Annotated in this window: 30 protein-coding genes and 1 riboswitch; of the genes, 19 read left to right on the forward strand and 11 right to left on the reverse strand. The window is 56.1% G+C overall.

The features are described from left to right. The first annotated feature begins 33 nt into the window (after positions 1 to 33). Positions 34 to 1,113: a Leu/Phe/Val dehydrogenase gene (locus CBW65_RS09720; RefSeq protein ID WP_087456618.1), complete on the forward strand. Its 1,080-nt coding sequence runs from the start codon at positions 34 to 36 to the stop codon at positions 1,111 to 1,113. A 175-nt stretch (positions 1,114 to 1,288) separates the two neighbouring features. Here the strand turns inward: CBW65_RS09720 and CBW65_RS09725 are convergent, their stop codons facing one another. Continuing rightward, positions 1,289 to 1,660, reverse strand: coding sequence for a hypothetical protein (locus CBW65_RS09725; RefSeq protein ID WP_087456619.1), 372 nt, complete (start codon positions 1,658 to 1,660; stop codon positions 1,289 to 1,291). Positions 1,661 to 1,838: 178 nt separating this feature from the next. Between CBW65_RS09725 and pdhA the strand changes: the two genes are divergently transcribed. From pdhA to lpdA, 4 genes are read left to right on the forward strand one after another with little or no spacing between them, the layout of a single operon-like run. Beyond that, positions 1,839 to 2,873, forward strand: a complete 1,035-nt coding sequence (pdhA, locus tag CBW65_RS09730) for a pyruvate dehydrogenase (acetyl-transferring) E1 component subunit alpha (protein WP_087456620.1) — start codon at positions 1,839 to 1,841, stop codon at positions 2,871 to 2,873. Then, on the forward strand, positions 2,870 to 3,850 hold the full coding sequence (locus CBW65_RS09735) for an alpha-ketoacid dehydrogenase subunit beta (RefSeq protein WP_269768011.1): 981 nt from the start codon (positions 2,870 to 2,872) through the stop codon (positions 3,848 to 3,850). Before pdhA ends, CBW65_RS09735 begins: the two co-directional genes overlap by 4 nt. A gap of 15 nt (positions 3,851 to 3,865) precedes the next feature. Continuing rightward, complete coding sequence (locus CBW65_RS09740) at positions 3,866 to 5,113, forward strand: dihydrolipoamide acetyltransferase family protein (protein WP_087456622.1); 1,248 nt, start codon at positions 3,866 to 3,868, stop codon at positions 5,111 to 5,113. A gap of 12 nt (positions 5,114 to 5,125) precedes the next feature. Then, the gene (gene lpdA / locus CBW65_RS09745) at positions 5,126 to 6,544 is read left to right on the forward strand and encodes a dihydrolipoyl dehydrogenase (RefSeq protein ID WP_087456623.1); all 1,419 of its coding nucleotides are present in this window, start codon (positions 5,126 to 5,128) and stop codon (positions 6,542 to 6,544) included. Positions 6,545 to 6,560: 16 nt separating this feature from the next. Here lpdA and CBW65_RS09750 read toward each other — a convergent pair whose 3' ends face one another. Continuing rightward, positions 6,561 to 7,784, reverse strand: a complete 1,224-nt coding sequence (locus CBW65_RS09750) for an MFS transporter (protein WP_087456624.1) — start codon at positions 7,782 to 7,784, stop codon at positions 6,561 to 6,563. Continuing rightward, complete coding sequence (locus tag CBW65_RS09755; protein WP_087456625.1) at positions 7,781 to 8,512, reverse strand: class I SAM-dependent methyltransferase; 732 nt, start codon at positions 8,510 to 8,512, stop codon at positions 7,781 to 7,783. The genes CBW65_RS09750 and CBW65_RS09755 overlap by 4 nt, the downstream gene beginning before the upstream one ends. A gap of 132 nt (positions 8,513 to 8,644) precedes the next feature. On the opposite strand from CBW65_RS09755, the gene CBW65_RS09760 reads away from it, so the two are divergent. From CBW65_RS09760 to CBW65_RS09770, 3 genes are all read left to right on the forward strand, one after another. Beyond that, positions 8,645 to 9,124, forward strand: coding sequence for a GNAT family N-acetyltransferase (locus CBW65_RS09760; RefSeq protein ID WP_087456626.1), 480 nt, complete (start codon positions 8,645 to 8,647; stop codon positions 9,122 to 9,124). Positions 9,125 to 9,258: 134 nt separating this feature from the next. After that, the gene (locus tag CBW65_RS09765; protein ID WP_087456627.1) at positions 9,259 to 10,989 is read left to right on the forward strand and encodes a hypothetical protein; all 1,731 of its coding nucleotides are present in this window, start codon (positions 9,259 to 9,261) and stop codon (positions 10,987 to 10,989) included. A 118-nt stretch (positions 10,990 to 11,107) separates the two neighbouring features. Next, on the forward strand, positions 11,108 to 11,998 hold the full coding sequence (locus CBW65_RS09770) for an Abi family protein (protein ID WP_087456628.1): 891 nt from the start codon (positions 11,108 to 11,110) through the stop codon (positions 11,996 to 11,998). 19 nt (positions 11,999 to 12,017) lie between these two features. On the opposite strand, the gene CBW65_RS09775 is transcribed toward CBW65_RS09770, so the two are convergent. After that, positions 12,018 to 12,668 (reverse strand): chloramphenicol acetyltransferase, encoded by a 651-nt coding sequence (locus CBW65_RS09775; RefSeq protein ID WP_087456629.1) that lies wholly within the window; start codon positions 12,666 to 12,668, stop codon positions 12,018 to 12,020. An 82-nt stretch (positions 12,669 to 12,750) separates the two neighbouring features. Between CBW65_RS09775 and CBW65_RS24165 the strand changes: the two genes are divergently transcribed. The 3 genes from CBW65_RS24165 (at position 12,751) to CBW65_RS09785 (ending at position 14,437) form a co-directional block, all read left to right on the forward strand. Next, complete coding sequence (locus CBW65_RS24165) at positions 12,751 to 12,924, forward strand: dihydrofolate reductase family protein (RefSeq protein WP_157721859.1); 174 nt, start codon at positions 12,751 to 12,753, stop codon at positions 12,922 to 12,924. A gap of 55 nt (positions 12,925 to 12,979) precedes the next feature. Further along, positions 12,980 to 13,405 carry a ferritin-like domain-containing protein gene (locus CBW65_RS09780; protein ID WP_087456630.1) on the forward strand — a complete coding sequence of 142 codons (426 nt, stop codon included), beginning with the start codon at positions 12,980 to 12,982 and terminating at the stop codon, positions 13,403 to 13,405. A 90-nt stretch (positions 13,406 to 13,495) separates the two neighbouring features. Next, on the forward strand, positions 13,496 to 14,437 hold the full coding sequence (locus CBW65_RS09785) for a phosphotransferase enzyme family protein (RefSeq protein WP_157721860.1): 942 nt from the start codon (positions 13,496 to 13,498) through the stop codon (positions 14,435 to 14,437). Positions 14,438 to 14,453: 16 nt separating this feature from the next. Here CBW65_RS09785 and CBW65_RS09790 read toward each other — a convergent pair whose 3' ends face one another. Next, entirely contained in the window at positions 14,454 to 14,996 is a 543-nt protein-coding gene (locus tag CBW65_RS09790) for a manganese efflux pump MntP (protein ID WP_157721861.1), read from the reverse strand. A gap of 109 nt (positions 14,997 to 15,105) precedes the next feature. After that, positions 15,106 to 15,269: riboswitch (yybP-ykoY riboswitch) on the forward strand. 28 nt (positions 15,270 to 15,297) lie between these two features. Between CBW65_RS09790 and CBW65_RS09795 the strand changes: the two genes are divergently transcribed. Next, positions 15,298 to 15,972, forward strand: a complete 675-nt coding sequence (locus CBW65_RS09795; RefSeq protein WP_232463474.1) for a TerC family protein — start codon at positions 15,298 to 15,300, stop codon at positions 15,970 to 15,972. Positions 15,973 to 16,035: 63 nt separating this feature from the next. Continuing rightward, entirely contained in the window at positions 16,036 to 16,200 is a 165-nt protein-coding gene (locus CBW65_RS24170) for a hypothetical protein (RefSeq protein WP_157721862.1), read from the forward strand. On the opposite strand, the gene CBW65_RS09800 is transcribed toward CBW65_RS24170, so the two are convergent. Genes CBW65_RS09800 through CBW65_RS09810 form a run of 3 tightly spaced genes read right to left on the reverse strand, consistent with a single transcriptional unit; the run spans position 16,201 to position 18,162 of the window. After that, on the reverse strand, positions 16,201 to 17,034 hold the full coding sequence (locus CBW65_RS09800) for an alpha/beta fold hydrolase (protein WP_087456634.1): 834 nt from the start codon (positions 17,032 to 17,034) through the stop codon (positions 16,201 to 16,203). Between the two features lie 5 nt (positions 17,035 to 17,039). Continuing rightward, the gene (locus CBW65_RS09805; RefSeq protein ID WP_232463475.1) at positions 17,040 to 17,348 is read right to left on the reverse strand and encodes a HesB/IscA family protein; all 309 of its coding nucleotides are present in this window, start codon (positions 17,346 to 17,348) and stop codon (positions 17,040 to 17,042) included. A 34-nt stretch (positions 17,349 to 17,382) separates the two neighbouring features. After that, positions 17,383 to 18,162, reverse strand: a complete 780-nt coding sequence (locus tag CBW65_RS09810; protein WP_087456635.1) for a hypothetical protein — start codon at positions 18,160 to 18,162, stop codon at positions 17,383 to 17,385. A 319-nt stretch (positions 18,163 to 18,481) separates the two neighbouring features. On the opposite strand from CBW65_RS09810, the gene CBW65_RS09815 reads away from it, so the two are divergent. The 5 genes from CBW65_RS09815 to CBW65_RS09835 all read left to right on the forward strand — a co-directional run bounded on the left by CBW65_RS09815 (position 18,482) and on the right by CBW65_RS09835 (position 23,085). Beyond that, positions 18,482 to 19,501, forward strand: coding sequence for an ABC transporter ATP-binding protein (locus CBW65_RS09815; RefSeq protein ID WP_087456636.1), 1,020 nt, complete (start codon positions 18,482 to 18,484; stop codon positions 19,499 to 19,501). Next, positions 19,479 to 20,315, forward strand: a complete 837-nt coding sequence (locus CBW65_RS09820; RefSeq protein WP_232463476.1) for an ABC transporter permease — start codon at positions 19,479 to 19,481, stop codon at positions 20,313 to 20,315. The genes CBW65_RS09815 and CBW65_RS09820 overlap by 23 nt, the downstream gene beginning before the upstream one ends. Further along, positions 20,299 to 21,093, forward strand: a complete 795-nt coding sequence (locus CBW65_RS09825; RefSeq protein WP_087456637.1) for an ABC transporter permease — start codon at positions 20,299 to 20,301, stop codon at positions 21,091 to 21,093. The genes CBW65_RS09820 and CBW65_RS09825 overlap by 17 nt, the downstream gene beginning before the upstream one ends. Before the next feature lie 125 nt (positions 21,094 to 21,218). After that, the gene (locus tag CBW65_RS09830) at positions 21,219 to 22,145 is read left to right on the forward strand and encodes an ABC transporter ATP-binding protein (RefSeq protein ID WP_087456638.1); all 927 of its coding nucleotides are present in this window, start codon (positions 21,219 to 21,221) and stop codon (positions 22,143 to 22,145) included. After that, positions 22,138 to 23,085, forward strand: coding sequence for an ABC transporter permease (locus tag CBW65_RS09835; protein ID WP_087456639.1), 948 nt, complete (start codon positions 22,138 to 22,140; stop codon positions 23,083 to 23,085). Before CBW65_RS09830 ends, CBW65_RS09835 begins: the two co-directional genes overlap by 8 nt. A 36-nt stretch (positions 23,086 to 23,121) precedes the next feature. Here the strand turns inward: CBW65_RS09835 and CBW65_RS09840 are convergent, their stop codons facing one another. The 3 genes from CBW65_RS09840 to CBW65_RS09850 are packed head-to-tail and all read right to left on the reverse strand — an operon-like array spanning position 23,122 to position 24,142. Beyond that, positions 23,122 to 23,736: an arylamine N-acetyltransferase gene (locus tag CBW65_RS09840; protein WP_087456640.1), complete on the reverse strand. Its 615-nt coding sequence runs from the start codon at positions 23,734 to 23,736 to the stop codon at positions 23,122 to 23,124. A 5-nt stretch (positions 23,737 to 23,741) separates the two neighbouring features. Beyond that, positions 23,742 to 23,927: a hypothetical protein gene (locus tag CBW65_RS09845; RefSeq protein ID WP_087456641.1), complete on the reverse strand. Its 186-nt coding sequence runs from the start codon at positions 23,925 to 23,927 to the stop codon at positions 23,742 to 23,744. Further along, positions 23,927 to 24,142 carry a hypothetical protein gene (locus CBW65_RS09850; RefSeq protein WP_087456642.1) on the reverse strand — a complete coding sequence of 72 codons (216 nt, stop codon included), beginning with the start codon at positions 24,140 to 24,142 and terminating at the stop codon, positions 23,927 to 23,929. The genes CBW65_RS09845 and CBW65_RS09850 overlap by 1 nt, the downstream gene beginning before the upstream one ends. 119 nt (positions 24,143 to 24,261) lie before the next feature. Here CBW65_RS09850 and CBW65_RS09855 point away from each other — a divergent pair, with 119 nt between their 5' ends. Then, positions 24,262 to 26,061 (forward strand): DUF2339 domain-containing protein, encoded by a 1,800-nt coding sequence (locus tag CBW65_RS09855; RefSeq protein ID WP_087456643.1) that lies wholly within the window; start codon positions 24,262 to 24,264, stop codon positions 26,059 to 26,061. The last annotated feature ends 8 nt before the right edge of the window (positions 26,062 to 26,069 follow it).

Raw genomic sequence — 26,069 nt, forward strand, 5'->3', positions numbered from 1 at the left:
AGAGGGAGAGAGTGGGACAAGGGGGCGTGTGTGATGGGAATTTTTGATGAGATGGCCAAGTATGGGCATGAGCAGATTCATTTCCTTCAACATAAAGGCACGGGGCTGAAAGGCATCGTGGCGATTCACGACACGACGATGGGGCCGGCGCTGGGCGGATGCCGGATGCGGCCGTATGAGTCGGAGGAAGATGCTTTGTTTGATGTGCTGCGGTTGTCCAGAGGCATGACGTACAAGTGCGGCGTGGTGGATGTGGACAACGGCGGCGGCAAAGCGGTCTTGATCGGCGATCCCAACCTCGACAAATCGCCGGAGCTGTTCCGCGTTTTCGGGCGTTATGTGGAGAGTCTGGGCGGGCGTTTTTACACGGGGACCGATATGGGCACAACGCCGCAGGATTTTGTGCATTCGCAGCGGGAGTCGTCCAGTTTTGTCGGGCTGCCGGTGGAGTATGGCGGCTCGGGCAACACGGCACTGCCGACAGCGCTGGGCGTGTTTGAAGCGATCAAGGCGACCGCGCAATGGCTGTGGGGGAACACGGAGCTGAGCGGCAGGCGTTTTGCGGTGCAGGGTGTGGGCAAAGTCGGGTCGCTGGTCGTGCAGCATCTCGTAGAAGCGGGCGGGACGGTGTATGTGACCGACGTGTACCCGCCTTATCTGGAGGCGGTGGCGGAAGCGACACCTAAGGAGCAGTTGCTTGGTGTGGTCCGGCCGGAGGAGATCTACGGGCTGGATGTCGATGTGTTTGTGCCGTGTGCGCTGGGGGCGATCTTGAATGATGACACGATCGCAGAGCTGCGCTGTGCGGCGGTGGTCGGGTCGGCGAACAATCAATTGCTCGACATGGAACGGCACGGCGCGATGCTGGCGGAGCGCGGGATTTTATATGCGCCCGACTATCTGGCGAACGCGGGCGGGCTGATTCAGGTCGCCGATGAGCTGAAAGGCTATGTGCCGGAGCGGGTCTTGGCGAAGACGAAAGGGATCTTTGAGATGCTGCTGCAAGTGTATAAGCTTTCGTCTGAGCAGGAGATTCCAACCTGGCTGGCGGCGGATCGATTGGTGGAGCAGCGGATTGAAAAGGTGAGAGATCTGAAGTCGGTGCGGGTGTAGGAAATCGAAGAGTAAAAAAGTACCCTGCTTGTCCCGATGCTGTGCGCGGCAAAGCAGGGTATTTGTGCTGGAAAATTATCGTGCGGAAGAAGTGGAGAAAAAGCCAATTGGGAGATGCGAAGGAGTTCGCGGCGTACACGCGGGGTGTATCCGGCTTTTTTTGACGGCGAAGGCTTTAGTCTTGGAGGGGTCCGTGCATTTCGTTGTTCAGTTTGCCCATCTGAAGCCTAAGGTGATAGACGTCCATTCTGTTCTTGTAGGACTGGTGTCTGAGATAGGTGTAATCGGTTTTCAGATCGGCGATCTGTTCGTGGATGATCCGGATGTCATCCTTCGTCGCCATCTCTTCACGGAGTTCAGCCAGCTCTTTTTTTGTGGCCATCTCTTCGCGGAGCTCAGCCAGTTCTTCTTTGGTTGCCATCGTCTCGCGAAGATCTTCGACCTGTTGGGTCAGCCCTTTCATCTGTGCGCCTAACATTTCATAATTGGCCATCAGAGCTTTCATCATGCCGCGCATTTCGTCCATGAAGTTTTGCGTCACTTCCATCTTGCACACGCTCCTTTTGTTATGTCAGGTCCCCCCCTGCAGGTATAGACTAGCATGAGAGTTACGCTGTAAACAACAATAAATTTGCACAAATGTGTAACGAGGGGCTTTTATCGAATTGTAGAGAGATTTTTGCAGAACTTTTCGCATATATAGGGAACGAAGGGGGGACAAGTTGATGAACCGGATTGATCAATGTCAGGCAACAGGGAAATCGCTTTCGCCTGAGCTGTTAACGGAAATGTACAAGTGGATGATCACCGTCCGCCATTTTGACCGCCGCGCGGTGCACTTGCAGCGCTCGGGACGGATCGGCACCTATGCGCCGCTGGAGGGGCAGGAGGCGGCGCAGGTCGGGTGCGGTTTTGCTTTGGAAAAACGGGACTGGCTGTTCCCGACCTACCGCGAGCACGGCGTGTCGATGGTGCACGGCCTGCCGATGGCGACGATCTTCCTCTACTGGAACGGCCGCCCCGAAGGCTGCATCTCGCCCCAAGGCGTCAACATCTTCCCGATCGCCGTGCCGATCGCCACGCAGCTCCCGCACGCCGTCGGCGCCGCCTGGGCTGCCAAACTGCGCGGCGAAGACACCGTCACCGTCGGCTTCCTCGGCGACGGGGCGACGTCAGAAGGGGATTTTCATGAAGCGATGAACTTTGCAGGCGTCTTCCAACTGCCTGTGATCTTTTTCTGCCAAAACAACGGCTACGCGATCTCCGTTCCGCTGTCCAAACAGACGGCCACCGAAACGATCGCCGAAAAAGCGGCCGCGTATGGCGTCGAAGGCATCCGCGTGGACGGCAACGACATCATCGCCGTCTACGAAGCGGTCAAACTTGCAGCCGACAAAGCCCGCAGCGGCGGCGGTCCGACCCTGATCGAAGCGGTCACCTACCGCTACGGCTCGCACACCACCGCCGATGACCACACCCGCTACCGGGATGGGGCGGAAGTGGAAGCATGGCGGGAAAAAGACGGGATCGAGCGCCTGAAACATACCTTGCTCGACCTCGGCGTCTGGTCGGAAGAACAGGATGCCGCCGCCTGGAAACAAGCGGACGAAACGGTGCAGCGTGCGATCGACGAAATGCTCGCCGCCCCGCCGGTCGATCACAACCGCATCTTTGACTTCGCTTATGAAACGCTGCCCCGGCACCTGCAGGAACAGCGCGAGGAGATGCGGACTTTGTACGGAAACGGAGGCGGCAAGTGATGGCAAAACTCAATCTGATCCAAGCGATCACCGACGGCCTGCGCGTCGCTTTGCGCGATGACCCGCGCGTGCTGGTGCTCGGCGAAGACGTTGGCGTCAACGGCGGCGTGTTCCGGGCGACAGAAGGCCTGCAGGCGGAGTTCGGCAGCGACCGCGTCGTCGATACGCCGCTGGCCGAAGCGGGCATCATCGGCGCGTCGGTCGGACTGGCTGTCAACGGGATGCGGCCGGTGCCCGAACTGCAATTTGCCGGCTTTATCTATCCGGCGGTCGAGCAGATCGTCTGCCACGTATCACGGGTGCGGATGCGCTCACAAGGGCGGTTTTCCTGCCCGATGGTGATCCGCGCACCGTATGGCGGGGGCATTCGCGCACCAGAATTGCACGGGGACAGCCCGGAGGCTTTTTTCGTGCACCAGCCAGGGCTGAAAGTGGTCTGCCCGTCCACACCGTACGATGCAAAAGGCTTGCTGCTCGCGGCGCTGGAAGAAGGCGACCCGGTGATTTTTTTCGAGCCGATGCGCATCTACCGCGCGTTTAAGGAAGAGGTGCCGGAGGGGCATTACACCGTGCCGATCGGCAAGGCGAGCGTGGTGCGCGAAGGCACCCAGCTCTCCTTGTTCGCATGGGGCACGATGCTGCGCGTGTCGCTGGAAGCGGCGGAGCTGGCCAAGGAGCAGGGCTGGGATGTGGAAGTGGTCGATCTGCGCACGTTGTCGCCGCTCGACCGGGACACCATTTTGTCGTCCGTGGAAAAAACGGGCCGGGCGCTCGTCGTGCATGAAGCGCCAAAGACGGCAGGACTCGGCGCGGAGATCGTGGCGCTGATCAACGAAGGGGCTTTGCTGTCGCTGGAAGCTCCCGTCGGCCGCGTCGGGGGATATGATGCGCCGCAGCCGCTTTTTTCGCTGGAAGATCTGTATGCGCCCGATGCCAAGCGGATTTTGCATGGCATTGCCGGCGTGATGAACTTTTAACAGGAGGGACGTTCGATGACCGTTGCATTCAAGCTTCCCGACGTCGGCGAAGGCATCCACGAAGCGGAGGTCGTGCGCTGGCTGGTGCAGGAAGGCGATGTTGTGCGCGAGTTCGACCCGCTGGTGGAAGTGCAGACCGACAAAGCGTTGGTCGAGCTGCCCTCTCCGGCGTCCGGATGCGTGCAGGAGATCAAAGCGAAAGAAGGCGAGCTGGCTCGCGTCGGCGAGGTGCTGGTGGTGATCGGGGAGAAACAAGAGTCCGTACCGGCCGCTAAGCGGGTGCTCGCCACGCCGTCCACGCGCAAGTTCGCCCGCGATCAGGGCGTGGACATCGCCCAAGTGACCGGCACCGGCCCGGCTGGGCGCGTGACGAAAGAGGACGTGCAGGCTTTTCTACATACAAAAGAAAATACAGTTGCGCCTGCCGCGACGCAAGTATCCAACACCGCGAACAGCCCGGCACCATCATCTACCGTACTTGCCACTGCACCGACCAACACATCCGCCAACTCACCTACTACTGCACCCACCACCACACAGACCTCTGCACCTACTACTGCATCCACCACCCGCATTCCGCTGCGCGGCCTGCGCCGCACCATCGCCGACCGCATGGCCAAGTCGGCGTTCACCGCGCCGCACGTCACGGCGGTCGACGAAGTGGACATGACCGAGCTGGTCGCCTATCGCGCCCATGCCAATGAACTGCTCGCACCAACTCGCCAAAAGATCACCTATCTGCCCTTCATCCTCAAAGCCCTGACTACAGCCCTCAAGTCGCACCCGCACCTCAACGCCCACATGGATGACGCAGCTGGCGAGATCGTCCTGCACAGCGATTACCACATCGGCATCGCCGTCGACACCGAAGACGGCCTGATGGTGCCGGTGATCAAACACGCCGACCGCCGCTCCCTGCTCGACCTCGCCGCGGCTGCTAAAACGCTGACCGATCAGGCCAAAACCCGCACCCTCGCCCTCGACGACATGCGCGGCGGCACGTTCACCATCTCCAACATGGGCCCGATCGGCGGCCTGTTCGCCACCCCGATCCTCAACTACCCGGAAGTGGCGATCTTAGGCATCCACGCCATGCAGGACCGGCCGGTCGTGCGTGGCGGCGAGATCGTCATCCGCACGATGATGAACCTCTCGCTCTCCTTCGACCACCGCGTCATCGACGGTGCCGAAGCGGTGCGCTTTACCAACAAGATCAAGCAGCTTCTGGAAACGCCCCAGCGGCTGTTCCTCGAAATGAGCTAAGGAGGTGCCTCCATGGTCGTAGGAGACATCGCGCAAGAAGTCCAAGTCGCCGTCATCGGCGGCGGCCCCGGCGGCTACGTGGCTGCGATCCGCGCCGCCCAGCTCGGCAAAGAAGTCGTGCTCGTGGAAAAAGCAGACCTGGGCGGCGTCTGCCTCAACGTCGGCTGCATCCCGTCCAAAGCGCTGATCCACGCCGCCAACACCGCCGCCGGATTCGCCCACGCATCCGAGATGGGCCTGCACACCGCCGCCCCCGAGCTCGACATGCCCAAGCTCCAAACTTGGAAAAACGGCATCGTCCAAAAACTCACCGGCGGCGTCTCCACCCTGCTCAAGCAAAACGGGGTCACCGTCACGAAAGGCTCCGCACTGTTCATGACCGATGACCGCATCGCTGTGGAGACGGCATCGGGCATGGAGTACTACCGCTTCGACCAGGCGATCATCGCCGCCGGCTCGCGTCCGCTCCAACTGCCCAGCCTGCCTTTTGACGGCGAGCACATCCTGTCGTCGACCGAGGCGCTGCAACTGACCGAACTGCCTCGCGAACTGCTGGTCATCGGCGGCGGCTACATCGGGCTGGAGCTTGGCACCGCGTTTGCCAAACTGGGCACCCGCGTCACCATCGCGGAGATGGCATCCGACCTCCTGCCTGGCATCGACCCCGCTCTCGTGCGGATCGTGAAAAAAAATCTCCGGCGCTTAGGCGTCACGTTGCTCACCGAAACGGAAGCCCGTGCCCATGCGATTGAAAACGGCCGCGTGCAAGTCACCTTGCGCGAAAAAGGGGCGGACAAAACCATCACCGCCGACAAAGTGCTCGTCACCGTTGGCCGCCGCCCCAACACCGAAGGGCTCGACCTCGACCGTGCGGGTCTGCATCCAGATGAAAAAGGGTTCTTGCCCACTGACGGGCAAGGCCGGACCGCCAACCCCAACATCTTCGCCATCGGCGACATCACCCACGGCCCGATGCTCGCCCACAAAGCCAGCAAAGAAGGCATCATCGCTGCCGAAGCGATCGCAGGTCTGAACAGCCAAAAAGACATGGCCTGCCTGCCCGCCGTCATCTTCACCGACCCGGAGATCGCCGTCTGTGGCCTGACCGAAGCGGAAGCGCGGGAGCAGGGATATGCCGTCAAAACCGGCCAGTTCCCGTTCGCCGTCAACGGCCGCGCCTTAACCACCGGCGCAGGCGACGGCTACTGCCGCATCGTGGCGGACGGGGACAGCGGCGTCGTGCTTGGCGTCCACATCGTCGGCCCCGAAGCGTCCTCCCTGATCGGCGAAGCGGCGCTCGCCATCGAGATGGGCGCCACCCTCGAAGATCTGCACCTGACCGTCCATCCGCATCCGACCCTGACCGAAGTCCTGATGGAAGCGGCAGCCGACGCCGACGGAGCAGCGATTCACCTCGCCAAACGCAAATAAAAAGCATCTGTCTCTTTTAGGAGACAGATGCTTTTTTCAACACCTTCCACTGGCTCACCGCAACCAAAGCGGCCACGCCGACCAGCCCGGCGGCGAGCAGATAGACAAATCGCACCCCCACCGCATCGGTGAGCAGACTCATCATCAGCGATGACAAGGCAAATCCCGTATAAAACACAGTCAGCTTCACCGAAAACACTTTCGGCAGCAGGCGGGCTTCAACCTGCGTTTGAAACAGGGTCTGCTGCACCACGCCTTTCAACTGATGGGGCAGCCCCATTAACAGGCAGATCCCCAGCGCCAGCCACGCCGTGCTGTTCAAGGCGAACCCGACATTGAGCAGGGCATAGATGACCGAGCCCGCGATCAGCAACACGCCCATGCGCGCTTCGACCCATTTGGAAAACGCCGTGACCAGCATCCCGCCAAGCAGCATGCCTGCCATGTACCCGGCGTTCAAAAAGCCAAACCACTGCGCCCCTTGCCCCAAGGCCTCCTGCACAAACACCATCACCACCGCGCCGATCCACACGCCTTCCGCAAGCACTTCCAGCGCGTCCATCACGATCACCAAACGGAGCAGCGGCGAGCGCCAGACGGTGACCCAGCCTTCTTTGACCGACTCCAGCCCCGACTTTTTAGGTTCCTCGGCGTCCTCGTGCTCCGCCTGCAGCGGATCGCGCACACCAAACATCAGCAAGGCGGCCAGCGCATGCAGCCCAAAGCACAGCCACAAGCTGAGCGTTCCCCCAGCCGCGACAAACAGCACCCCGCCCAGCGCCCAGCCGGCCAATTGCACGGTCTGGTCGGTCGAGGCCAGCATGCCGTTGACTTTCACCAGCCGCTCCGTGTCGACCAAGCGCGGCACCATCGCGTTGCGCGCCGGGTTCGCCGCCGAATCAAGCCACGAAAACAGCGCCATCAGCACATACAGGAGCGGCAGCCAGCCCTCATGCAAAAACAGATCAAGATTGACCACCAGCAAAACATACAACAGCGTCTTCCCGAGCTGCGTGCTCCAGAGCAGCACGTCCAGCCGAAAGCGATCGATCAAAAGCGGCGCGGTGAATCCGCCGATCAGCTGCGTGCTCATCGTTACGATCGGCACCAGCGCAGTCAGCATCGCCGACCCGGTCGCACCGTAGATCAAGGCGATGATCACCACGACATACAGCACATCCCCGAGATTCGCAGCCGTCTGCCCAATCCACAGAAAGCGAAACGAAGCGGTCCTGCTCATCGCTTCCTCCCGAAGAGGAACAGGAACAAGGGAATGCGCGCCCGCCGCAGATACTCCTCTTCCGTCGGGAACAGCTCCCGTTTCGGCTTCGACTCGCGCAGCATTTCGACATCAAAACCGGCCCCTTGCAAAGCCAGAAAATACTCCTCAAGCGTATGATGAAACTTTTGCACCCGTCCGCCAAGCCATTCCGCCTCGCGCGGTCCGCTGTGAAAATAGTCATCAATCACCAGGCTGCCTCGCGGTCCCGAGGTCTCCTGTGCAACGCTTGACGTCAGCAGAGGATGCTCCACCGAAAACAAAAACCGTCCGCCGCTGACCAGGCTATGCTGCACCTTGGCAAACACCGGGCCGAGATCTTCCACATAATGCAGAGCCAGCCTCGACAAGGCCAGATCAAATTTTTCTGCGGGCAGTTCGATCTCTTCAAAAGTCCCCTGCACCAAAATCGAGCCGGTTCCTTTCAGTCGTTCCTGGGCGGCCTCCAGCATCTTTTCTGCCGCATCCACGCCATACAGCGACTTCGCGCCGCGTTCCAGCAGCGTAGCCCCGTATTGTCCGTTCCCACAGCCGAGATCGAGCAGATTCAAGCCTGCCACCGACCCGATCAGCTCGTCAATCACAGGCTCCTCCAGCACGGCGTTCGCGCTCAATCCGCGCCCACGCAGCCGCCAGTAGTTTTCGAACACCTCTTCATTATCAAAAAAGTTCTTTCCGGTATGCAGCATACGGAATCCTCCTGAATTTTTTCTAATCGTTGGAAGTTTCCCTAACTATACAATGGTGGCAATGCTCTGCCAAGATGGAAGTTCCTGTGCTAGACTAATGAAAAATGAGCGTTTACAGGGGAGGTTATTCTCATGAGCAAATTTCGACTTGTCCAGCCAGAGGAAGACCGGGCAACGATCGTGCAATTTTTCACCGACATCAGCGAAGCGGAAGCGGCAGAAGGGGACATTCATTTCAACGAAGAGGACTACATCCAATTCGCCAAGCAAAAAGCGGCCGACCTGCCGGAAGGGTTTGTGCTGCTGGAAGACGACGGTCACACTGTCGGCGAGCTCGTCCTGCGCCGCGCCCAGTATGAAGAACGGGAGATCGGCTACCTCAGCTTCATCTACGTCATCCCCGAGGGCCGGGGCAAAGGCTACAGCCAGCAACTGCTCGCTTACGCCGAAACCCTGTTCACCAAGCTCGGCCTCCCCGAATACCATCTCCGCGTCGCCCAAGCCAACGCCCGCGCGATCCGCTTCTATGAAAAGCACGGCTTCCACAAACTCGCCGAAGAAACCAACTCGCTCCAGCAGCTCTGTTGGCGAATGGGGAAGGCAATACAATAAAAGATTCCGAAAACATTAATTAACAAATGTATAAGATTTATCCTGGTGATTTTTTTGAGCAAAAATGAAACCATCCGTCTACTAATTCGTTATAACTAACATACCAACTGTTAGTAATGATGGAGGGAAGATTCGTGCAACTACATGACCCGAGTCTGATTAAGCCGTTTTTCCAAATTCTCACGTACCAGACGAGTGAGGGTGAGTTTGATGAACCAGCTTTTAGACAACTACTGCAAGAGCAATTTAACGCAAGTCATCGTGGCCATGTATACGGTTTTATTTCAGACCCTTTGCCATATCGGCCGTTTGAGAATACGGTCGTGTATCTGATATCACACAAATCCTATCCGTCGTGGCTGAGAACTGAACACAGAACAACTGAGACGATGGATTCGGAAACAGACCTGCTCATCCTCTACAGTGAGCAATCCTATTTATTTGTTCACAGCACTTGTAGCAACATTTCGAAAATGGTTGCCAATTGTTTACAACCAAACTATCGTAAGCTCAACTACAGAGAATACGCAAAAATCCTTTCATCGCAATACAACATCCAGTTTAAATCGCTGGGTATTAAGAATATTTTTGGGGCTGGCGGAATGGCTCCAGAGTCGAAAGCATATTTCGGCAAAGATACCAAACAAACATTATCGTACACAGCAGATTCCGGGTACGGGATGAAGTACTTTTTGGGAACGCGGACTTTGGTTGAAGACGGAGATCCGGAAACGCTTGGGTGCTCTCCACAGAAAAATAAGCTCTGGGGTGGTTGGGCGGAAAATTTACAGGATTTTGTCGACCGCTGCCGGGAGATTGTAATGCAATTGGAACTAGGTGATGGCCAGTTTGGGCTGGACGTGCTGGTTCAGCCTACAGAACCCGTTGAAGCACAATCTGCTGTAGCTTTCTATTTAGATTACAGCGTTGAAAAAAAGGGGTTTGTGCTGTTAGGTACTGATCAAATCGAGCTAACTCCGCACTGGGATGTTTCACTGTTGCCAGATCCGCAAAAAATTCGAGTACGATTCAACGATGATGATGCGCAGATAGCAGATATCAGTTTGACGCGTCATCCAGATGGAACAGCATGGGTTTTCAGCACAAATCACGAGCAGACGGTAATGATGCAGTTTTCTGCTGAAGATCCATTAGAATTAGAGGTGTTCAATGGGCGAAGAGCAAGAGACCTGATTGCTTACCTGAATGAAAACCAAAATTTCACGATGCTCTTTGAAGGCGGTATCGCGTTTCGCGATGGTGAATATTACAAAGACAACCGCTATACTCGACCCTTTCAGGCATCGAAAAGCGATTTGATTGATTGGGCAAATGTTGATTTGCGGAAGGAGTCAAGCCCGCCCTCACCTCCATATACAAAAAATATCTCCACTGCTGTTGAGGAGCATTTGTGCCAACAAAATCCCTTGGTTGGGATCAATGATGATGGGGCTAATGAGGCTGCAGACTTTGTTTGCGTGACGCGGGGCAAGTACATTTTGGTTCATGCGAAATACTCTGCCGACACTAATCCGGGGTTACGAGTTGGGGATGTACAGGTAGTCATTTCTCAAGCGATAAAAAACTTGCGCTTCTTTACAAGTACTTCGTTTCAGTCAAATACTCTAAGCAGATGGAGCGATCGACAGTTTTACCAAGCTCTTCAACAAGATGAGTTAACAGAGCGTCTCTTTGATGCGGTCGAGAACAAAATGGTGGACAAGGAATGTTGGATCGTACAACCAGGTATCTCAAGAGTACAGCTGGAAGATGATCCAGAAAATAAAATACATTGTTTATTGAACCATATGGACGCAATCTGTAAAATGCGAAACATCAAGTTTCGTTTTATCTGTAGTCCATAAAATGGGCTTGAAGTTTATCCCGTAAAAAGATATAATAGGATTAACAGTGCTCACCACGCCTCTCAACGATGCGTACCAGGGTGGGCCTTTTTTGTACCCATTTTTGAGGGGGTAAAATATGAGCAGTACACCGACACCTGTTAAACAGCATTCTTCGTATCAAGATCAGATTCAAAACCTTCTTGACAACGGTCTGCAGATCGCTGATACATTGAAAGCACAGGAACTTCTGAAAAAGGTTAATTATTATCGTCTATCTGGATATATGCGCTTCTTCAAGGATAGAACGACTGGGAAATTCGATTCAAAAGCGACGCTTGAAAACGTATTTCGCCTCTATGAATTTGACAGACGGCTCAGACAATTGGTCATGGGGCAACTTGAAATCATTGAAGTGATGTTTCGGTCGCGGATTAGTTTTCGGATAGCTGACTTTCATGGGCCGCTTGCTTATAAAGATCCCCAATATTTTAAGGATCCGCAACAGCACGCAACTTTTTTAGTTGATCTGGACAAAGAGATTAGTAGAAGTTCGAAGGTGACATTTGTAGCACATCACATCCAGAATTACGGAGGCAACTTGCCAATCTGGGTTGCGATTGAGGTGATGTCTTTCGGTACGCTGTCAAAACTGTACGGTAATATTAGCACTACCGACCAGAAGGGGATTGCAAAAGAGTTTGGGACTTCTCATGAACATGTTGAGAGTTGGCTGAGACATTTTTGTTTAATTCGCAATATATGCGCTCATTATTCTAGAGTGTATGGACGAATGTTTTCCTTCGCCCCGAAGATTTATAAAAGGGATAAAGGGCATTTCTTTGTCATTCATCCTGCTCAACAGCGCACTTTTTATGGAACTTTGTATGCGATGAGGAAGTTACTTTCATCGGAAGAGCAATGGACAAGCTTTTTGATTGAACTTGATGCGTTGCTTGAGGAATACAAGGACGTGGTTACGTTGACTGAACTTGGATTAGATAAAAATTGGTTATCAAAAATGAGGTAACAAAATAAGGCACTCACCATTAACGGTGAGTGCCTTTATATATATCTTCAATCCCATCCAACACTTCCTGTATCCGCATGAAAAACTTCCCCACATGCACACCATCAACCAACGCATGATGTGCCTGCACGCCAAGCGGCACTTTCACCTTCCCATTCTCCTCAAAAAACTTGCCCCAGGCGATGCGCGGTACGCTGTCGTGGGGGTCCATATGTATAGGATGCTGGACGCTGGTGAAGGAGACCCAGGGGAGGCAGGTCACGTACAGCAAGTCATCGCGGCCGGGCTCGTCTTCGAGGTAGACGGTGTCTTTGGCCGCTTCCATCACGCGGGCGGTTTCCTCTAAGAAAACGTGCATCTCCGGATGATACTTCGTTTCTGTAAAACGGAACACATCCTCTGACGTCATCAGTGTAAACGACGGATGCACCACCTCATGCTCGACCACGCCGTCCTCACGAATCCGATGGCGGAACTCTTTCAGCTCATTGGCCGTCCGCACGACCGCGTACAAAAACGCTTTGAAAAAAGACAATTTGTGTTCCTTGACCACTGCTGAGAAACGTGTCACATCAACATTCGCACAGACGTTAAAATGCGGGTAATCCATCGTGCGGAAGTAGTTGAAATGATTTTTCCTCGGCCAGGTTTCCAAATCGATATATCGCATGAAATCGAACTCCTTTTCTGCTATCCTACGAGTAGGATTTTACTGGAAGGGGTGCTGTAAGAGCAAACAATGAAATGTTATTTTGTATCTCGCGTGCAGCTTGGACGGATTTATCGCCACCGAGGACCACGGTGTGGAGTGGCTGCACGAAGCGGCGCGCGCAGAAAATGGCGACAACGGCTATTCTGTCTTTTACAACACGGTTGACGAGATCGTCAAGGGGCGCTTTTGGACAACTCGTCCAGTTGACGTATAGAACGCAATAAAATACGGGAAAGGCTAACAGCATCGAAACGCAAGGAGTGTGCAAGATGAACGAAATTGCGGTCAAAGAGCTGAACGCCTTTCTCGAAGGACAATACATGGGCGTCCACGCCTATGAGCACTACATTCACAACGCGCAAGACCCGCAGCTGAAACGGGAGCTGCAGCGCATTCAGCAGGAGCATAAGCGAAACGCCGCCCGCATCGCTGAACGCATTCAGAACCTCGGCGGGCTGGCCGCAGATGATGTCGGTTTTAAAGGGGCGATTCAGGAGCAGATGGCCGAATGGATGGGTTTCGCGGACACGTACGACGGCATCTTAAAAGAGGCGTACCAAGGCGAAAAAATCGGCTCCGGCATGGCGGAAGAAATCGTACGCGGTGACCTCGACCCGGAAAGCCATCGCCTGATCCAAGACGTGCTGACCGACAACCGCCGCCATCTCGACGAACTGCAAAAAATGCTCCACTAACACTATCCGATTTGCTGCAAAGGGCTGTCATCCGACAGTCCTTTTGTTGTATAATTCTGGTAATAAATGAAAGTGGGGATTTTTCTATTGATGAAATTAGGCTTGATGCACAAGGTGGTCAGCACCGTGCAGGAAAACTGGACGAGCCAGCTGGCTGAGCAAATCGCCGCACCGTGGGGGTTCGACAACGGCAGCGTAAAATATTTTCGGGGCAGCGCGAACTTTATTTTTGTCGGCAAACGAGAGGGACAGACGTATATCCTGCGCTTCAACCATGAGGATGAACGCGAGATAGCAGCGATCGAGGCCGAATTGAAAATCGTCAACTATTTAGCGGAGCAAGGGCTTCGCGTCGCAAAACCGGTGCTTTCCGCCGAACAGCGTGTGGTCGAAACGATTCAGACCGAGCTCGGCACTTTCTATGCCGTCGTGTTTGAAGCGCTGCCGGGCGGACATTGGGAGTTCGAAGCGCTGACCCTTGAGCAATTTGAAAGCTGGGGGCGCGAACTCGGCCGACTCCATCAGGCTCTGAAACAGATGCCGGAGTCATACCGCCAAGGACGTCCGTCTTGGAGCGAACAGCTTGCCCCCTTGCAGCAAACACATCCCGAAGCGGCCGAACTGCTGCAATGGATGGAGACGCTCGATCATTCACCGCAGTACGCGGGGGTCATCCATTATGATTTTGAACTGGACAACATCTGCTGGGATGGGGACAGCGCTGGAATCCTCGATTTCGACGACTGCGCGGTGTACCGCTACGAAGCGGACATCGCCTTCGCCCTGCGCGATCTGTTTGAACATGGCGTCGATGCGCAAGATTCACGCTTGCATGCCTTTCTCACCGGCTACACATCGCTCACAGAACTTGCGCCGGATGCCATCGCGCATCTGCCCAAATACCTGCGGGCGCACGAACTGATTCTGCAGGCCCGCCTGTGCCGTGCGGTCGACATCGCCGACGACCCGATGTACCCGGACTGGCTGCGCGGACTGCGCGTCAAACTCTGGAAGCGGGTAGGCGGGCATTGAAAAAAGAAGTCCGGGCCTAAAACAGCTCCCAGACCATCCACAGACCGAGCAGGATCAGCACGATCCCGCCGAGCTTTTCTGCCGCTTCGCCGAGCAGCGGCTGCAAGCGTTTGCCAAATGTCAGCCCCAGCCACGTAAATAGCAGCGCCTGCAAGCCAAACAGCAACACCGTCCAGCCGAGGGGCAGTCCGGCCAGACCAAATGACAAGCCGACCGCTAACTCATCGACGGAGATTAGCAGGGCGGCAAAAAGCAGCGCCCAGCCGGTCAGTCGGGCTTTTTTCTGCAAGCCTTCCACTTCATCATCATCTTCAAACAGCAGATAAACTCCGACCCCGATCACCGCCAATGCGCCCACCCATGGTCCGTACGTTCCAAGCCAGCTCAGCGCCGTGCGGCCGAGCAGCAAGCCGAGGGCGGGCATCAAGGCTTCGGCGAGCGCAAACACCAGCGCGATCTTTACCCGTCCCTGCACGCCGGACAAGCTGAGCCCGACCGCCATGAAAAGCGTATCCAAGCCAAGCGCCAGAATCGGCGCGATCCATTTTAGTACGTCCATTCGATCCGGCACCTCGCAAAAGTTCTGACATATCCCATGTCTTTCGATCATAGCATCTATGGAGGCTGGTGCCTATTTCCTTGACGGTCAAGCCCAACTGATTTACAATAGAACAATCAAAGGGGAGTAGCTTGCAGGCAGTCCCCCTGCCTGAGACAAAGTCGTCATGACGAGGAGTGATCCTCCGGCTTTGTTGAGCCTAGTGCTTAGCGAGACCTTTGCCATTATTTCCAATGGCAGAGGTCTCTTTTATTTTTGTCCAAAAGGGACATTCTGTATAGGTGAAAGGAGCGATTCCGACGTGTTTGAGTATATCTGGGCCCTGATTTCTATCATTATTATCGACCTGGTCGTTTCGGGTGACAACGCGATGGTCATCGCCCTTGCTTCCCGCCGCCTGCCGGATGAACAGCGCAAGCGTGCGATCCTCTGGGGCACAGCCGGTGCGGTCGGGCTGCGCGTGTCGCTGACCGTCGTGGCGGTCTACCTGCTGCAAGTGCCGCTCTTGCAAGCGATCGGCGGCGTGTTCCTGCTGTGGGTGGCGATCAAGCTGCTCATCGACAACACCGATGAAGAAGCCAACATCAAAGAAGGCGCCACTTTTGGCGCGGCGATCCGCACGATCATCATGGCGGATCTGGTCCTGTCGCTCGACAACATCTTCGCTGTTGCGGCAGCGGGGAAAGAACATATCTCCCTCGTCCTGATCGGTCTGGCTATCTCCATCCCGATCATCGTCTGGGGTTCGACGATCATCCTCAAGCTGATCAACCGCTTCCCGATCCTGATCTACATCGGGGCGGGCGTGCTGGGCTGGACGGCCGGCAACATGCTGATCGATGACAAACTGCTTGCGCCGATCTTCTCCGCGGAGTTCCTGCACTACCTGATCCCGGCAGTTACGACGCTGCTCGTCGTCGGCTTTGGCAAATGGTGGACCTCCCGCCACAAGCCGCAGGTGGAAGCGGAAGCCTAAGAGTTGGGCGCACCGCCCTGTACACGCCCGCATAAGATAGAGCAGGAAAAGGAGGGGAGCGCGATGTGCAAAAACGCTCTCACCCGTGTTCCCGCCGGTCATATGCGAGAGCGCGAACGCGCCTTGATCATCAAACTGATCGATCTGCGCGTCACGAGACAGGAGCGGGGCCCTGTGCCTCTGCATGAGGTGAAGCAGGGAAAATCCATCAAAAAAACACCGCAGTGATCACTGCGGTGTTTTTCTTTTGGCTTCAAAAAACGTGACCAGCTCTTCGGTCAGCCACTCCGGATGTTCCTCCATCGGCATGTGCCCGCAGTTGTTCAGCCGCTCATAGCGGACGACATTGGGCAGCACATCCCGATAGCGGTCACCGATGCGCGGCGGCACGATGCGGTCCTGATCGCCCCACAAGAGCAGGGTCGGGATCTTGATGTTGCTGCACAGGTCCGGAGAGATGCCCGCTTCGCGGTCATGGGCCAGCCGCCGCATCGCCAGCGGGAACTCCTCCCGGCGGTACGGCGCGACATATTCGGCGATCACATCCGACCCGTAGACCGACGGATCGGCGACGATGCGCGAGATCGAACGCCGAAAGCCTCTTTCATCAAACCTGCGTTTCACCAACCATCCCATCCACGCCCCCGACAGCAAGCGCCGCTGCCATGGCTTAAACGCCGGGCGGAACCCGTCGGCCGCGACCAGCACCAGTTGCCGGAACGGGGTCGGGTCGAAGGAAGCGGCGAGCGCGGAGATCTCGCCGCCCATCGAGTGTCCGACGAGGCGCACGTTTTGCAGCTCCAATTTGCCGATCACGTCCAGCACGCGCCGGGCCTGCGCCGACTGCGAATAATCGCCGTCGTTTGGCATGTCGCTTTTGCCAAAGCCGAGCAGATCGAGCGCATAGACCGTATAGCGCAAGGCGAGCTGCTCCGCTACCAGACGCCAGCAGTATGACGAAGCAAACAGCCCGTGCACCAAAAACACCGGCTCGCCTGCTCCGCGCTTTTCTACATAAAGAGTCCCGCCGTCGACGTCAACGTTCAGAACCTGCGGGTTCATCGCTCTTAGTGGTCGCCGTGGTTGTTTTTGCTCGGGTTGGTGATCTTGAAGCCTTCGCTCGGGTAGAGCAGGTATTTGATCGACAGGCCGTTGAGGAAGTCTTTGTTATCCGGACCGACGAGCAGTTCCATGCCTTGTGCGGTCACCACTTCGTCTTCCGGCTTTTGCGTGTCAAAAGCCAAACCGTAGTGTGCGTGGTCGCCGTGCACGTGGTCCACGTAGACGCGGCATTTCAGTTCCGGGTTGTTTTCTTGTGCCAATGCTTCGCGGATCTTTTTCGCCGCGAGCGAGTTCATCTCGATAGTCGTTGTCAAAGGAAAGCACCTCAGTCTTTTTATGGAATACCTCTTAGTATAGCGATTCTTGGTCACGCGCGTCAAAAAAGACCTGCAACAATCCGTTCTGAATCGCCGTCAGCAGGATCGCATTCAACGGCAACATCAAGGCCAGCGTCCCGACGGAGAAAAAGGCGTTCAGCAGAAAGGCCAGCACCGTGTTGACGCCGGCGATGAGCAGAAAATACGTCAAAGCTTTTCCCTTAACCTTGTTCCGCAACTCCACCGAACGGCGAAACGCTGCTTTGAATCCGGTCTGCTCCACGACCACCGTGAATTCGAAAAAGAGAAAATGATAGCGGAACCACAGCATCAGCACGATCGCCAACAAGCCGCCAAACACGCCAAAAACTCCGATGATCGGCACCATGATGCCCATAAACAGCGCCTGCGTAAACATCCACAGCAAAATCTTGCCGAACGAACGGCGCGCATCCTGCCCCGATGTGCCGGGCAGATCGCGCTGGCTGCGGGCGAGCAGCGCAAGGTAATAGGCATTGCCCAAACCATAGATGAACATCGATGAGATCAGCACCAGCAGCGCCATAAAGCCCTTGCCTGCAAAAATTGCGTTGTTCGTGCTCGGCTGATGCGCTGCTTCCAGCAGCGACTGCAGCCCTGGAATCCCTACGTTGGCCGTCACTTTAAACGAAGCGATCGAATCCATCGACTGCGGACCGCCGAGCAGCCCCCAGCTGATCAAGAGACTCCCCGCTTCAAATGCAATCGCAAACAAAGCCGCACCCAGCCACAACGTGCCTTTTCCCGGCATCTTTTGTAATTCCGTCCTCATGTCATCCCTCCCGGAACTGTCTGCTTCCATTATAATAGATAAAAGATTCAAACAATACAGCAAACCCCAATTTTTGTGAAAATGTCTCTTGTCAAAGGACATGTCCACATGCTAAGATACATGGAACAAGTGGAAGGGCCTCTAGGGAGCCGACGGGAAACCGGATCGAACCAAGCGGGGCCGAGCGCATCGGAGATGCGTTACACCGTGGGGATAAAAGACCTGCGGCAAGTTCCAGCACCACGGGAACTTGTCGGCAGGTCTTTTCTGTTTTCCCGACCGGAATTCCGAAGATTGAAGGTGAAGGAGGAGCGTGCAGATGTCCGCGATACGTGTACAAGGATTAACAAAGTCATTCACGATGAAACACAAGCAGGCTGGGCTTATCGGCAGTATCAAAGGGTTGTTCAACCCGACCGTCAGTGAAAAGGTGGCCGTCAAGCCGATCGATTTTACCGTCGAACAAGGCGAAGTCTTGGCCTTTCTCGGGCCGAACGGAGCAGGCAAATCGACAACGATCAAAATGTTGACCGGCATCCTGCATCCCTCCGGCGGCGAAGCGGCCGTGCTCGGCTACTGTCCGTGGACGGAGCGGCATAAGCTGGCCTTTCACATCGGCTCCGTCTTTGGCCAAAAATCGCAGCTCTGGTACCACCTGCCGCCGCTCGACACGTTTGAGCTGATGGGCCGCATCTACGAAGTTGGGCAAAACGATTTCAAAAAGCGCCGTGACGACCTGATCGAGCGCTTCGAGCTGGGGCCGTACCTGCACACCGCCGTCCGCAAACTGTCGCTTGGCGAACGCATGCGCTGCGAAATCGCTGCGGCGCTGTTGCACCGCCCGCAGATCGTCTTTCTCGACGAGCCGACGATCGGCCTCGACGTTGTGGTCAAACACAAGATTCGCGAGCTGATCCGCGAGATGAACAAAGAGGAAGGCACCACGCTCTTCCTGACCTCGCATGACGCCGGCGACATCGAGCAGCTCTGCAAGCGGGCCATCGTGATCAACCACGGCCAGATCATTCTCGACGATACCGTCTCGAACATGAAACGAGACTTCTTAACCTATAAAACGATCAAGCTCAAACTGGCCGAAACGCCGGAGCACTTCCACTGCCAAGGCGTGGAGATCGTCAAGCAAAATGGCAGCGGGCTGCGACTGTCGGTCGACACGACCCAGACGACGATCGAAGAAGCGCTCGCCTACATCGTCAACAACCACCGCCTGGTCGACGTGACGATCGAAGACCCGCCGATGGAAGAGATCATCACCCACATCTACGCCCGCACGGGAAAAGAGGAGGCGAGGAGCGATGCAGCAGCAACTCTCTCGTGAGCCCCGCGTGTCCACCCTGGCCTTGAAACTGGCCAAATACACGGCGGTCGGCTCGATCACCGTTCGCAACAACCTGGCTTATATCTATGACTTTGTGATTCGTTCGTTCTTTCTGATCGTGATCTTGTATGTTTTCATCCAGCTCTGGAGCGTCACCTACGAAAGCGTCGGCACGACGCGGATCGCCGGGTATACGTTTGAACAGATCATCTGGTACCTGATCTTTGCGGAAGCGTTTGTGCTCGCGGCGCCGAAAGTCTCCTTGAAAGTCGAAGAAGAAGTTTTGAAAGGCGACATCGGCTACCAGTTGACCCGCCCGATGAACTACCTCCTGTTCCACTACGCGTCCTACATGGGCGAAGCGCTGGTGCGGGTGGCGATCAACCTCGTGATCGGCGGGCTGTTGGGACTCCTGCTGTTTGGCTGGCCTGATTTTGGCTTTGGCTGGCTGGGCTTCCTGATCGTGATGATCGGTTCGTACACGATGCACTACCTGATCACGATGATGGTCGGACTCTGTGCGCTCTGGGTGGAAGAGGTGCGCGGGATCGATTTTGTTTACAATAAGCTGCTCTTCACGATCGGCGGGATGATGATTCCGCTGGAAATGATGCCCGACACGCTGCAGAAAGTCTGCGAGTTCCTGCCGTTTCAGGCGGTCGTCTACTTTGCGGCGAAGACGGCGGTGCAGTTTGATTTCATTTCCATGCTGAAAATGATCGGCATCCAGGCGCTCTGGGCGCTGGTGATCGGGCTGATCTTGACGGTGATGTATGCGAAAGGAGTGAAAAAACTCAATGTCAACGGCGGTTAAGTATTGGCGGTTTATGCTCACCTGCTGGAAGCTGAACCTGGCGGGGGCGATGGAGTTTCGCACGTCCTTTCTGATGCAGGTCGGGATGATGCTGATCAACAACACGGTCTGGATTTTCTTCTGGGGTGTCTACTTTACGTCGTTCCCGATCATGAACGGCTGGAGCTTCCAGGACGTGATGATGATGTGGGCGGTCTCTGCCGCCGGGTACGGGCTGTCGGCGACGTTGTTTGGCAATGTGTACCGGCTGGCGAACATCATCGCCACAGGGCAGCTCGACACGTATCTGGCCCAGCCCAAGCCGGTTTTGCTGCACGTTTTGATCTCGCGGATGCAGATCGCGGCGATCGGCGATATTTTGTTCGGCGTGATTTTGTTTGGTTTGTTTGGGGATCTCAGTATCTTGGGCATCGTGAAATTTGCAGTGGCGCTGCTGGTCGCGATGCTGATCTTCACCTTTTTTATGGTCTTCGCGCAGTCGCTTGCCTTTTACATCGGCAATGCGGAGGGCTTAGCGAACCAGTTTTTCATCACCTTTATCACCTTTGCGACCTACCCGACCGATATTTTCCGGGGCATTGGACGGATGGTCTTGTTCACGGTGATTCCAGCCGGATTCATCTCCTACTTGCCGGTCGGCTTCCTGCGTGATCTGGATTGGACGTTTACGCTGACTGCAATGGGTGTGGCGGTGCTGCTCACCGTCGGCGGCACATGGTTCTTCTACCGGGGGCTCAAACGGTACGGTTCCGGCAACATGATGAGCGTTCGGATGTAATTTGGAGGAAAATGTTCCCCAGAATGAAGTAATTTCCTAAAAAGACCCGTCTACTTGTATGGACGGGACTTTTTTTTGACTAAAATAGGTAGCAAGATGCTAGTTTTAAGAATCGGGGGGCAGTTATGTCACAGACACCTGTTGTGCAGATCCGCAACTTAACGAAAAAGGTCGGCAAGAAGACGCTTGTGCAGGGCTTGACGTTTGACATTCCGCAGGGTGAAGTCTTTGGGTTCCTCGGACCCAACGGCGCGGGCAAAACCACGACGATTCGCATGATCACCGGCCTGATGAAAATGACTGAAGGCCAAGTGCTGATCAACGGCAAAGACGTGGAAAAAGAGTTCGAAGCGGCGATGACCCAAGTCGGCGCGATCGTCGAGAACCCGGAGATGTACAAGTTTCTCTCCGGCTATGACAACCTCGTGCATTTTGCGCGGATGAACAAAAATGTGGCGCCGGGGCGCATCGACGAAGTGATCAAGCTCGTCGGCATGGAGAACCGCATCAACGACAAAGTGAAAACCTACTCGCTGGGGATGCGCCAGCGCCTTGGGCTGGCCCAAGCGTTGCTGCACAAGCCGACCGTGCTGATCCTCGACGAGCCGACTAACGGGCTCGACCCGGCCGGCATCCGCGAGCTGCGCGACCACCTGCGCATGCTCGCCAAAGAGGAAGGGCTGTCGGTGATCGTCTCGTCGCACTTGCTGACCGAGATGGAGCTGATGTGCGACCGCATCGCCGTCATCCAAAACGGCAAGCTGATCGACGTCAAACCGGTGCGTGAAATGGTCGGCGAGGCGGAGCAGATGGTGGTTCGCTTTGAAATCGACCGTCCGGAAGAAGCGGCAAAAGTGCTGGAGCTGGTCGTCAGCGGCGCTGCGATCACCGTGCAGCCGGACGGGCTGGAACTGACTGTGACCCGCGAGCAGATCGCCGATGTCAACCGCCACCTCGTGCAGGCGGGCCTGAACGTATACGGCATCCGCACCCAGATCAAATCGCTGGAAGACCGATTCCTTGAAATGACAGGCGGTGGACAAATTGTTTAACCTGATCCGCAATGAAAATATGAAGATCTATGGCCGCCCGCGCACCTGGTTGATGTTCGCGGTGCTGATCCTCGTGATCGTCGTGCAGCTGGTGATCACCGACCGCTTCTTCTCCAAGCCGGAAGAAGGCGTTGACTGGAAGCAGGAAATGACGCAGCAGACGCAGAGTTTGCAACAGGCGCTGCACGAAAATCCGGAGATGGACGTCACTTCGCGCAGACAGATGGAAGCGCGGATTTTAATGAACGATTATGCGATCGAACACAACATCGCACCTTACGAATATACCGCTTGGAAATTTGCAGAAGAAACTTCCGACATTATCTTCCTCGTCACCTTGTTTACCGTCATCGTCGCGGGTGATATCGTGGCGACCGAGTTTACCTGGGGCACGATCAAGCTGTTATTGATCCGCCCGGTGAACCGAACGAAGATCTTGTATTCCAAATACGTTTCGACGTTGATGTTTGGGCTGCTGATGGCGGTGATCCTGCTCGTGACCTCATTCTTGCTCGGAGGTCTGGTCTTTGGCTTCGGCGGGGTGGATCAGCCGTTCATGTATGTTGATCAGGACGGCACCTTGCAGCAGATGAACATGGCCGATCGCGTGCTGATGTCGTTTGGTCTGGAATCGGTGACCTTGCTGATGATCGTGACGATCGCCTTTATGATCTCGGCGGCGTTCCGCTCTTCGTCGCTGGCGATCTCCCTGTCGATCTTCGTCATGTTTGCCGGCACGATTGTTGTGCAGGTTCTGGCGCGCTATGACTGGGTCAAATACATCCTGTTCGCCAACCTCGACCTCTCGATGTATTTCATGGGCATGCCGCTCGTCAAAGGCATGACCTTGGGCTTCTCGGTGCTGGTGCTGGCGATCTACTTTGTCATCTTGCATCTGCTGGCGTGGCTCCTGTTTACGAAGCGCGACGTCGCAGCATAAAAAAAGACCGACGGACACTCTGTCCGTTGGTCTTTTTTACGTTTTCTGGGGGGCGAAGATGTCGATGCCAAGCGACTCGAGGACTTCCGCCGCTTCCTCGACGGGGAGTCGGGGCAGGCGGAACTCTTCGGCGAGCGCCTGTTTGATCTCCGGCACCGAGGCCAATTTTTCCTGCTGTGAGGAGCCGTCTTCAAATCGCTGAGTCAATGTGTTGTTGACGAGCGAGATCGAGCGGCCAAGATCAGGCTGCCAGAGCTGGAAGCGCAGGGTTTGCATGAAAAAGGTCTGGCCGGGCGTGTTTTGCTTCTTGATGATCTCGGTAAAATCGGCGAGGGTCAGCTTGCGGTCGGGATACATCTCCCACTCCAAGGTGACGCTGCCCTGCGCGAGGTGTTGAAACTTGCCGTCTTGGATGCGGATGCCGGTGCCGCAGTAAACCTGTTCGCCGCCTGCGGGGAGGGGGATCGGGGAGAAGACGGGTGCGCCGACGCCGACGTCCACGTAGTGCAAGCCTTCGGGCAGCTGGACGGCGATGCCCATGTGGTTCTCGCTGAAGCCGACGAGCCAGGCGTCATAGCCGAGGGCGGTCAGCAGCCGGTGGAAAGAGCTGTTGTGCGTGAAGCAGGTGCCGCCGGCGTCGAGTGTGTGCATATTTTCTACAAATACATCGATCGGGGGATGAACCAGCCCGTTTGTTCATATCGCTTAAAGTAATACAGTTTCGAGATGTTCTCAAATGCGTTGGTGGTCAGATGTGCGGTGCACAAGCGTTCCAGCGCCGCATAGCTTGGCGGTTCGGCGGGCAGGTTGAGGTGCTGCAGGTAGGATGTGACCCAGTTCATCAATCGCCGCCTCCACCGCCACCGCCGCCGTCTCCTCCGCCGGAGTCGCCGCCGCCAAAGTCAAACCAGCCGCCGTTGTCGGTGTCGCTGCTGTCGCTGTCGGGGGTATGGAAATTATAACCGCTGCTCTTTTTATACGAACTTTTTCCGCCGCCTTTTAAGCCCGACAGCAAGACCGCAACGCCGATGATCACGATGAAGAAAATGATTTCCATTTCGTTCACTCCTTTAGCAAGTGGTATTTGCAACCCTTGTCAGATCATCTTACAATGAATCATACGAACTCGCTAACAAATAGTTCCATCATTTCGTCTATCGTAAAGGGGGACCCCCTATGAGTCAAGATGATAAACTCAAACAGCTCGAAGCGGCATTAGATCTGCAAAAACAGGAGATCAAATCTCTCCAATGGCAGGTCGATCTGTTGAATGAACGGATCGGGAAACTGCAGGGGACGGCCGGTCAGAACGGCATGCAGCCCTCTGCACAAGCGGCGCCTGGCCAACCAGGCATGTCGTTGACAGGCACGCAAGGAGCGGCAGGGGCACATGGCGTAAACTCTGCTGCCGGTCTGCCGGGGCAAGCGCCTGTTCCTCCTGGCGCCCAGCCGAAGCAGGCGGAGGAGCAACCGCCGGAGAAGACCGACTGGGAGCACCTGCTTGGACGGGTCTGGCTGCCGCGCATTTTCGTTTTGGTGCTGCTGCTGGGCGTGGTCTGGGGCTTCCGCGCCGCTGTGGTGGCGGGGCTGCTCACGGAGCCGGTGCGGTGCATCCTCGGCGCGCTGGCCGGGGGCTTGTTCCTGTGGTTTGGCGACCGCCAAGTGCGGGCCAAACGCACGGCGCTTGGCAACGTCCTGCTCGGCGGGGCGCTGGCGATCTGGCTGCTTACCGTCTTTGCCGCTCATATGCTTTACGGCATGTTTGGTTCCGGCATCGCCTTCAGCCTGAACGTGCTGATCGTTTTGGCGGGCATCGGGCTCACCCAACTGCACCGCTCCCAGACCTTGGGCATCCTGACGGCGTTTGCAGGCATGCTTGTGCCGTTCCTGCTGAAAAGCGAAACGCCAAACGTCTTGCTGTTCGTCAGCTACGAAGTTTTTTCCTCGCTGATCTACCTGGCGCTTGCGCTGCGCCACAATTTTAAAGCCTTGTATGTGCTGAACTTCATTTTCTTCCACGCCGCGCTGCTCTTTTTCAGCATCGCGACCGGCACCCGGGCCGAGCAAACGGTCGGCTATGGCGTCCTGATCCACCATCTCGCCTTGCTGGCCGCGATGATCGCGCTGAAAGCCCGGGAAAGCCGCTTCCTGACCCTGTTCACTTCGGCGGCGTTCACCATGGGCTGGTGGTATGCTCTGTTCGAACACGACCCGGTCAGAGGAAACCTGTACACGTGGCTGCTGGTGCTCCTGACGGTGATCTACGCGGCGCTGACCTATTATTACCACAAACAAAAAGACACCAGCCGTTTTGCTGTGACGCTGACGATCTCGTCTTTTGCTCTGATGTTCTACTTGCTGCGCATGCTGGCCGGTCCCAACGAAGCGATTGCCTTGCTGCTGGAAGGAGCCTGCCTGTTCGCGCTTGCCCTCTTCCTGCGGGCGCGCGTGCAGGGGATCATGTCGATCGCCATCTTTACCATCGGGCTGGTCGAAACGATCTCCCACGCCATCCCGCAGCTCATATCCGGCCGAACGTTAGCCTGGATCGTGATGACCGTGTCGCTCAGCGCAGTGCTTACCTTCACCGCCAAGATTTTGCGCGCTCGTGAAGCTGACGGAGAAGAGATCAAATTCGAGTGGGTCGTGCTCAAAGCAACGTGGGTCGCCAACGCGATTCTGCTCTTGGCTTTCCTCACGCAGCTCACCGACTTGCTGACCGGCAACTTGTCCAACGATATCCAGCATTTTGCGATCTCCGCCGTCTGGGCGCTCTATGCTGTCGCGGCGATTCTGCTCGGCACCGTCCGCAATTCGCCGCTTGCCCGCATCGCCGGCATGGTCCTCTTGTTCGGCACGCTGCTCAAGCTGCTGTTCTTCGACCTGCCGACCGTCTCGATCCTCGTCCGGGCCCTGCTCTTCATCGGTCTCGGCCTGATCGGACTCGCCATCTCGCGCGTATTTTATAAAAAGTAGGAGGCACA

This window comes from Tumebacillus avium (assembly GCF_002162355.1).
In the GTDB taxonomy this organism is placed as follows: Bacteria; Bacillota; Bacilli; order Tumebacillales; family Tumebacillaceae; genus Tumebacillus_A; species Tumebacillus_A avium.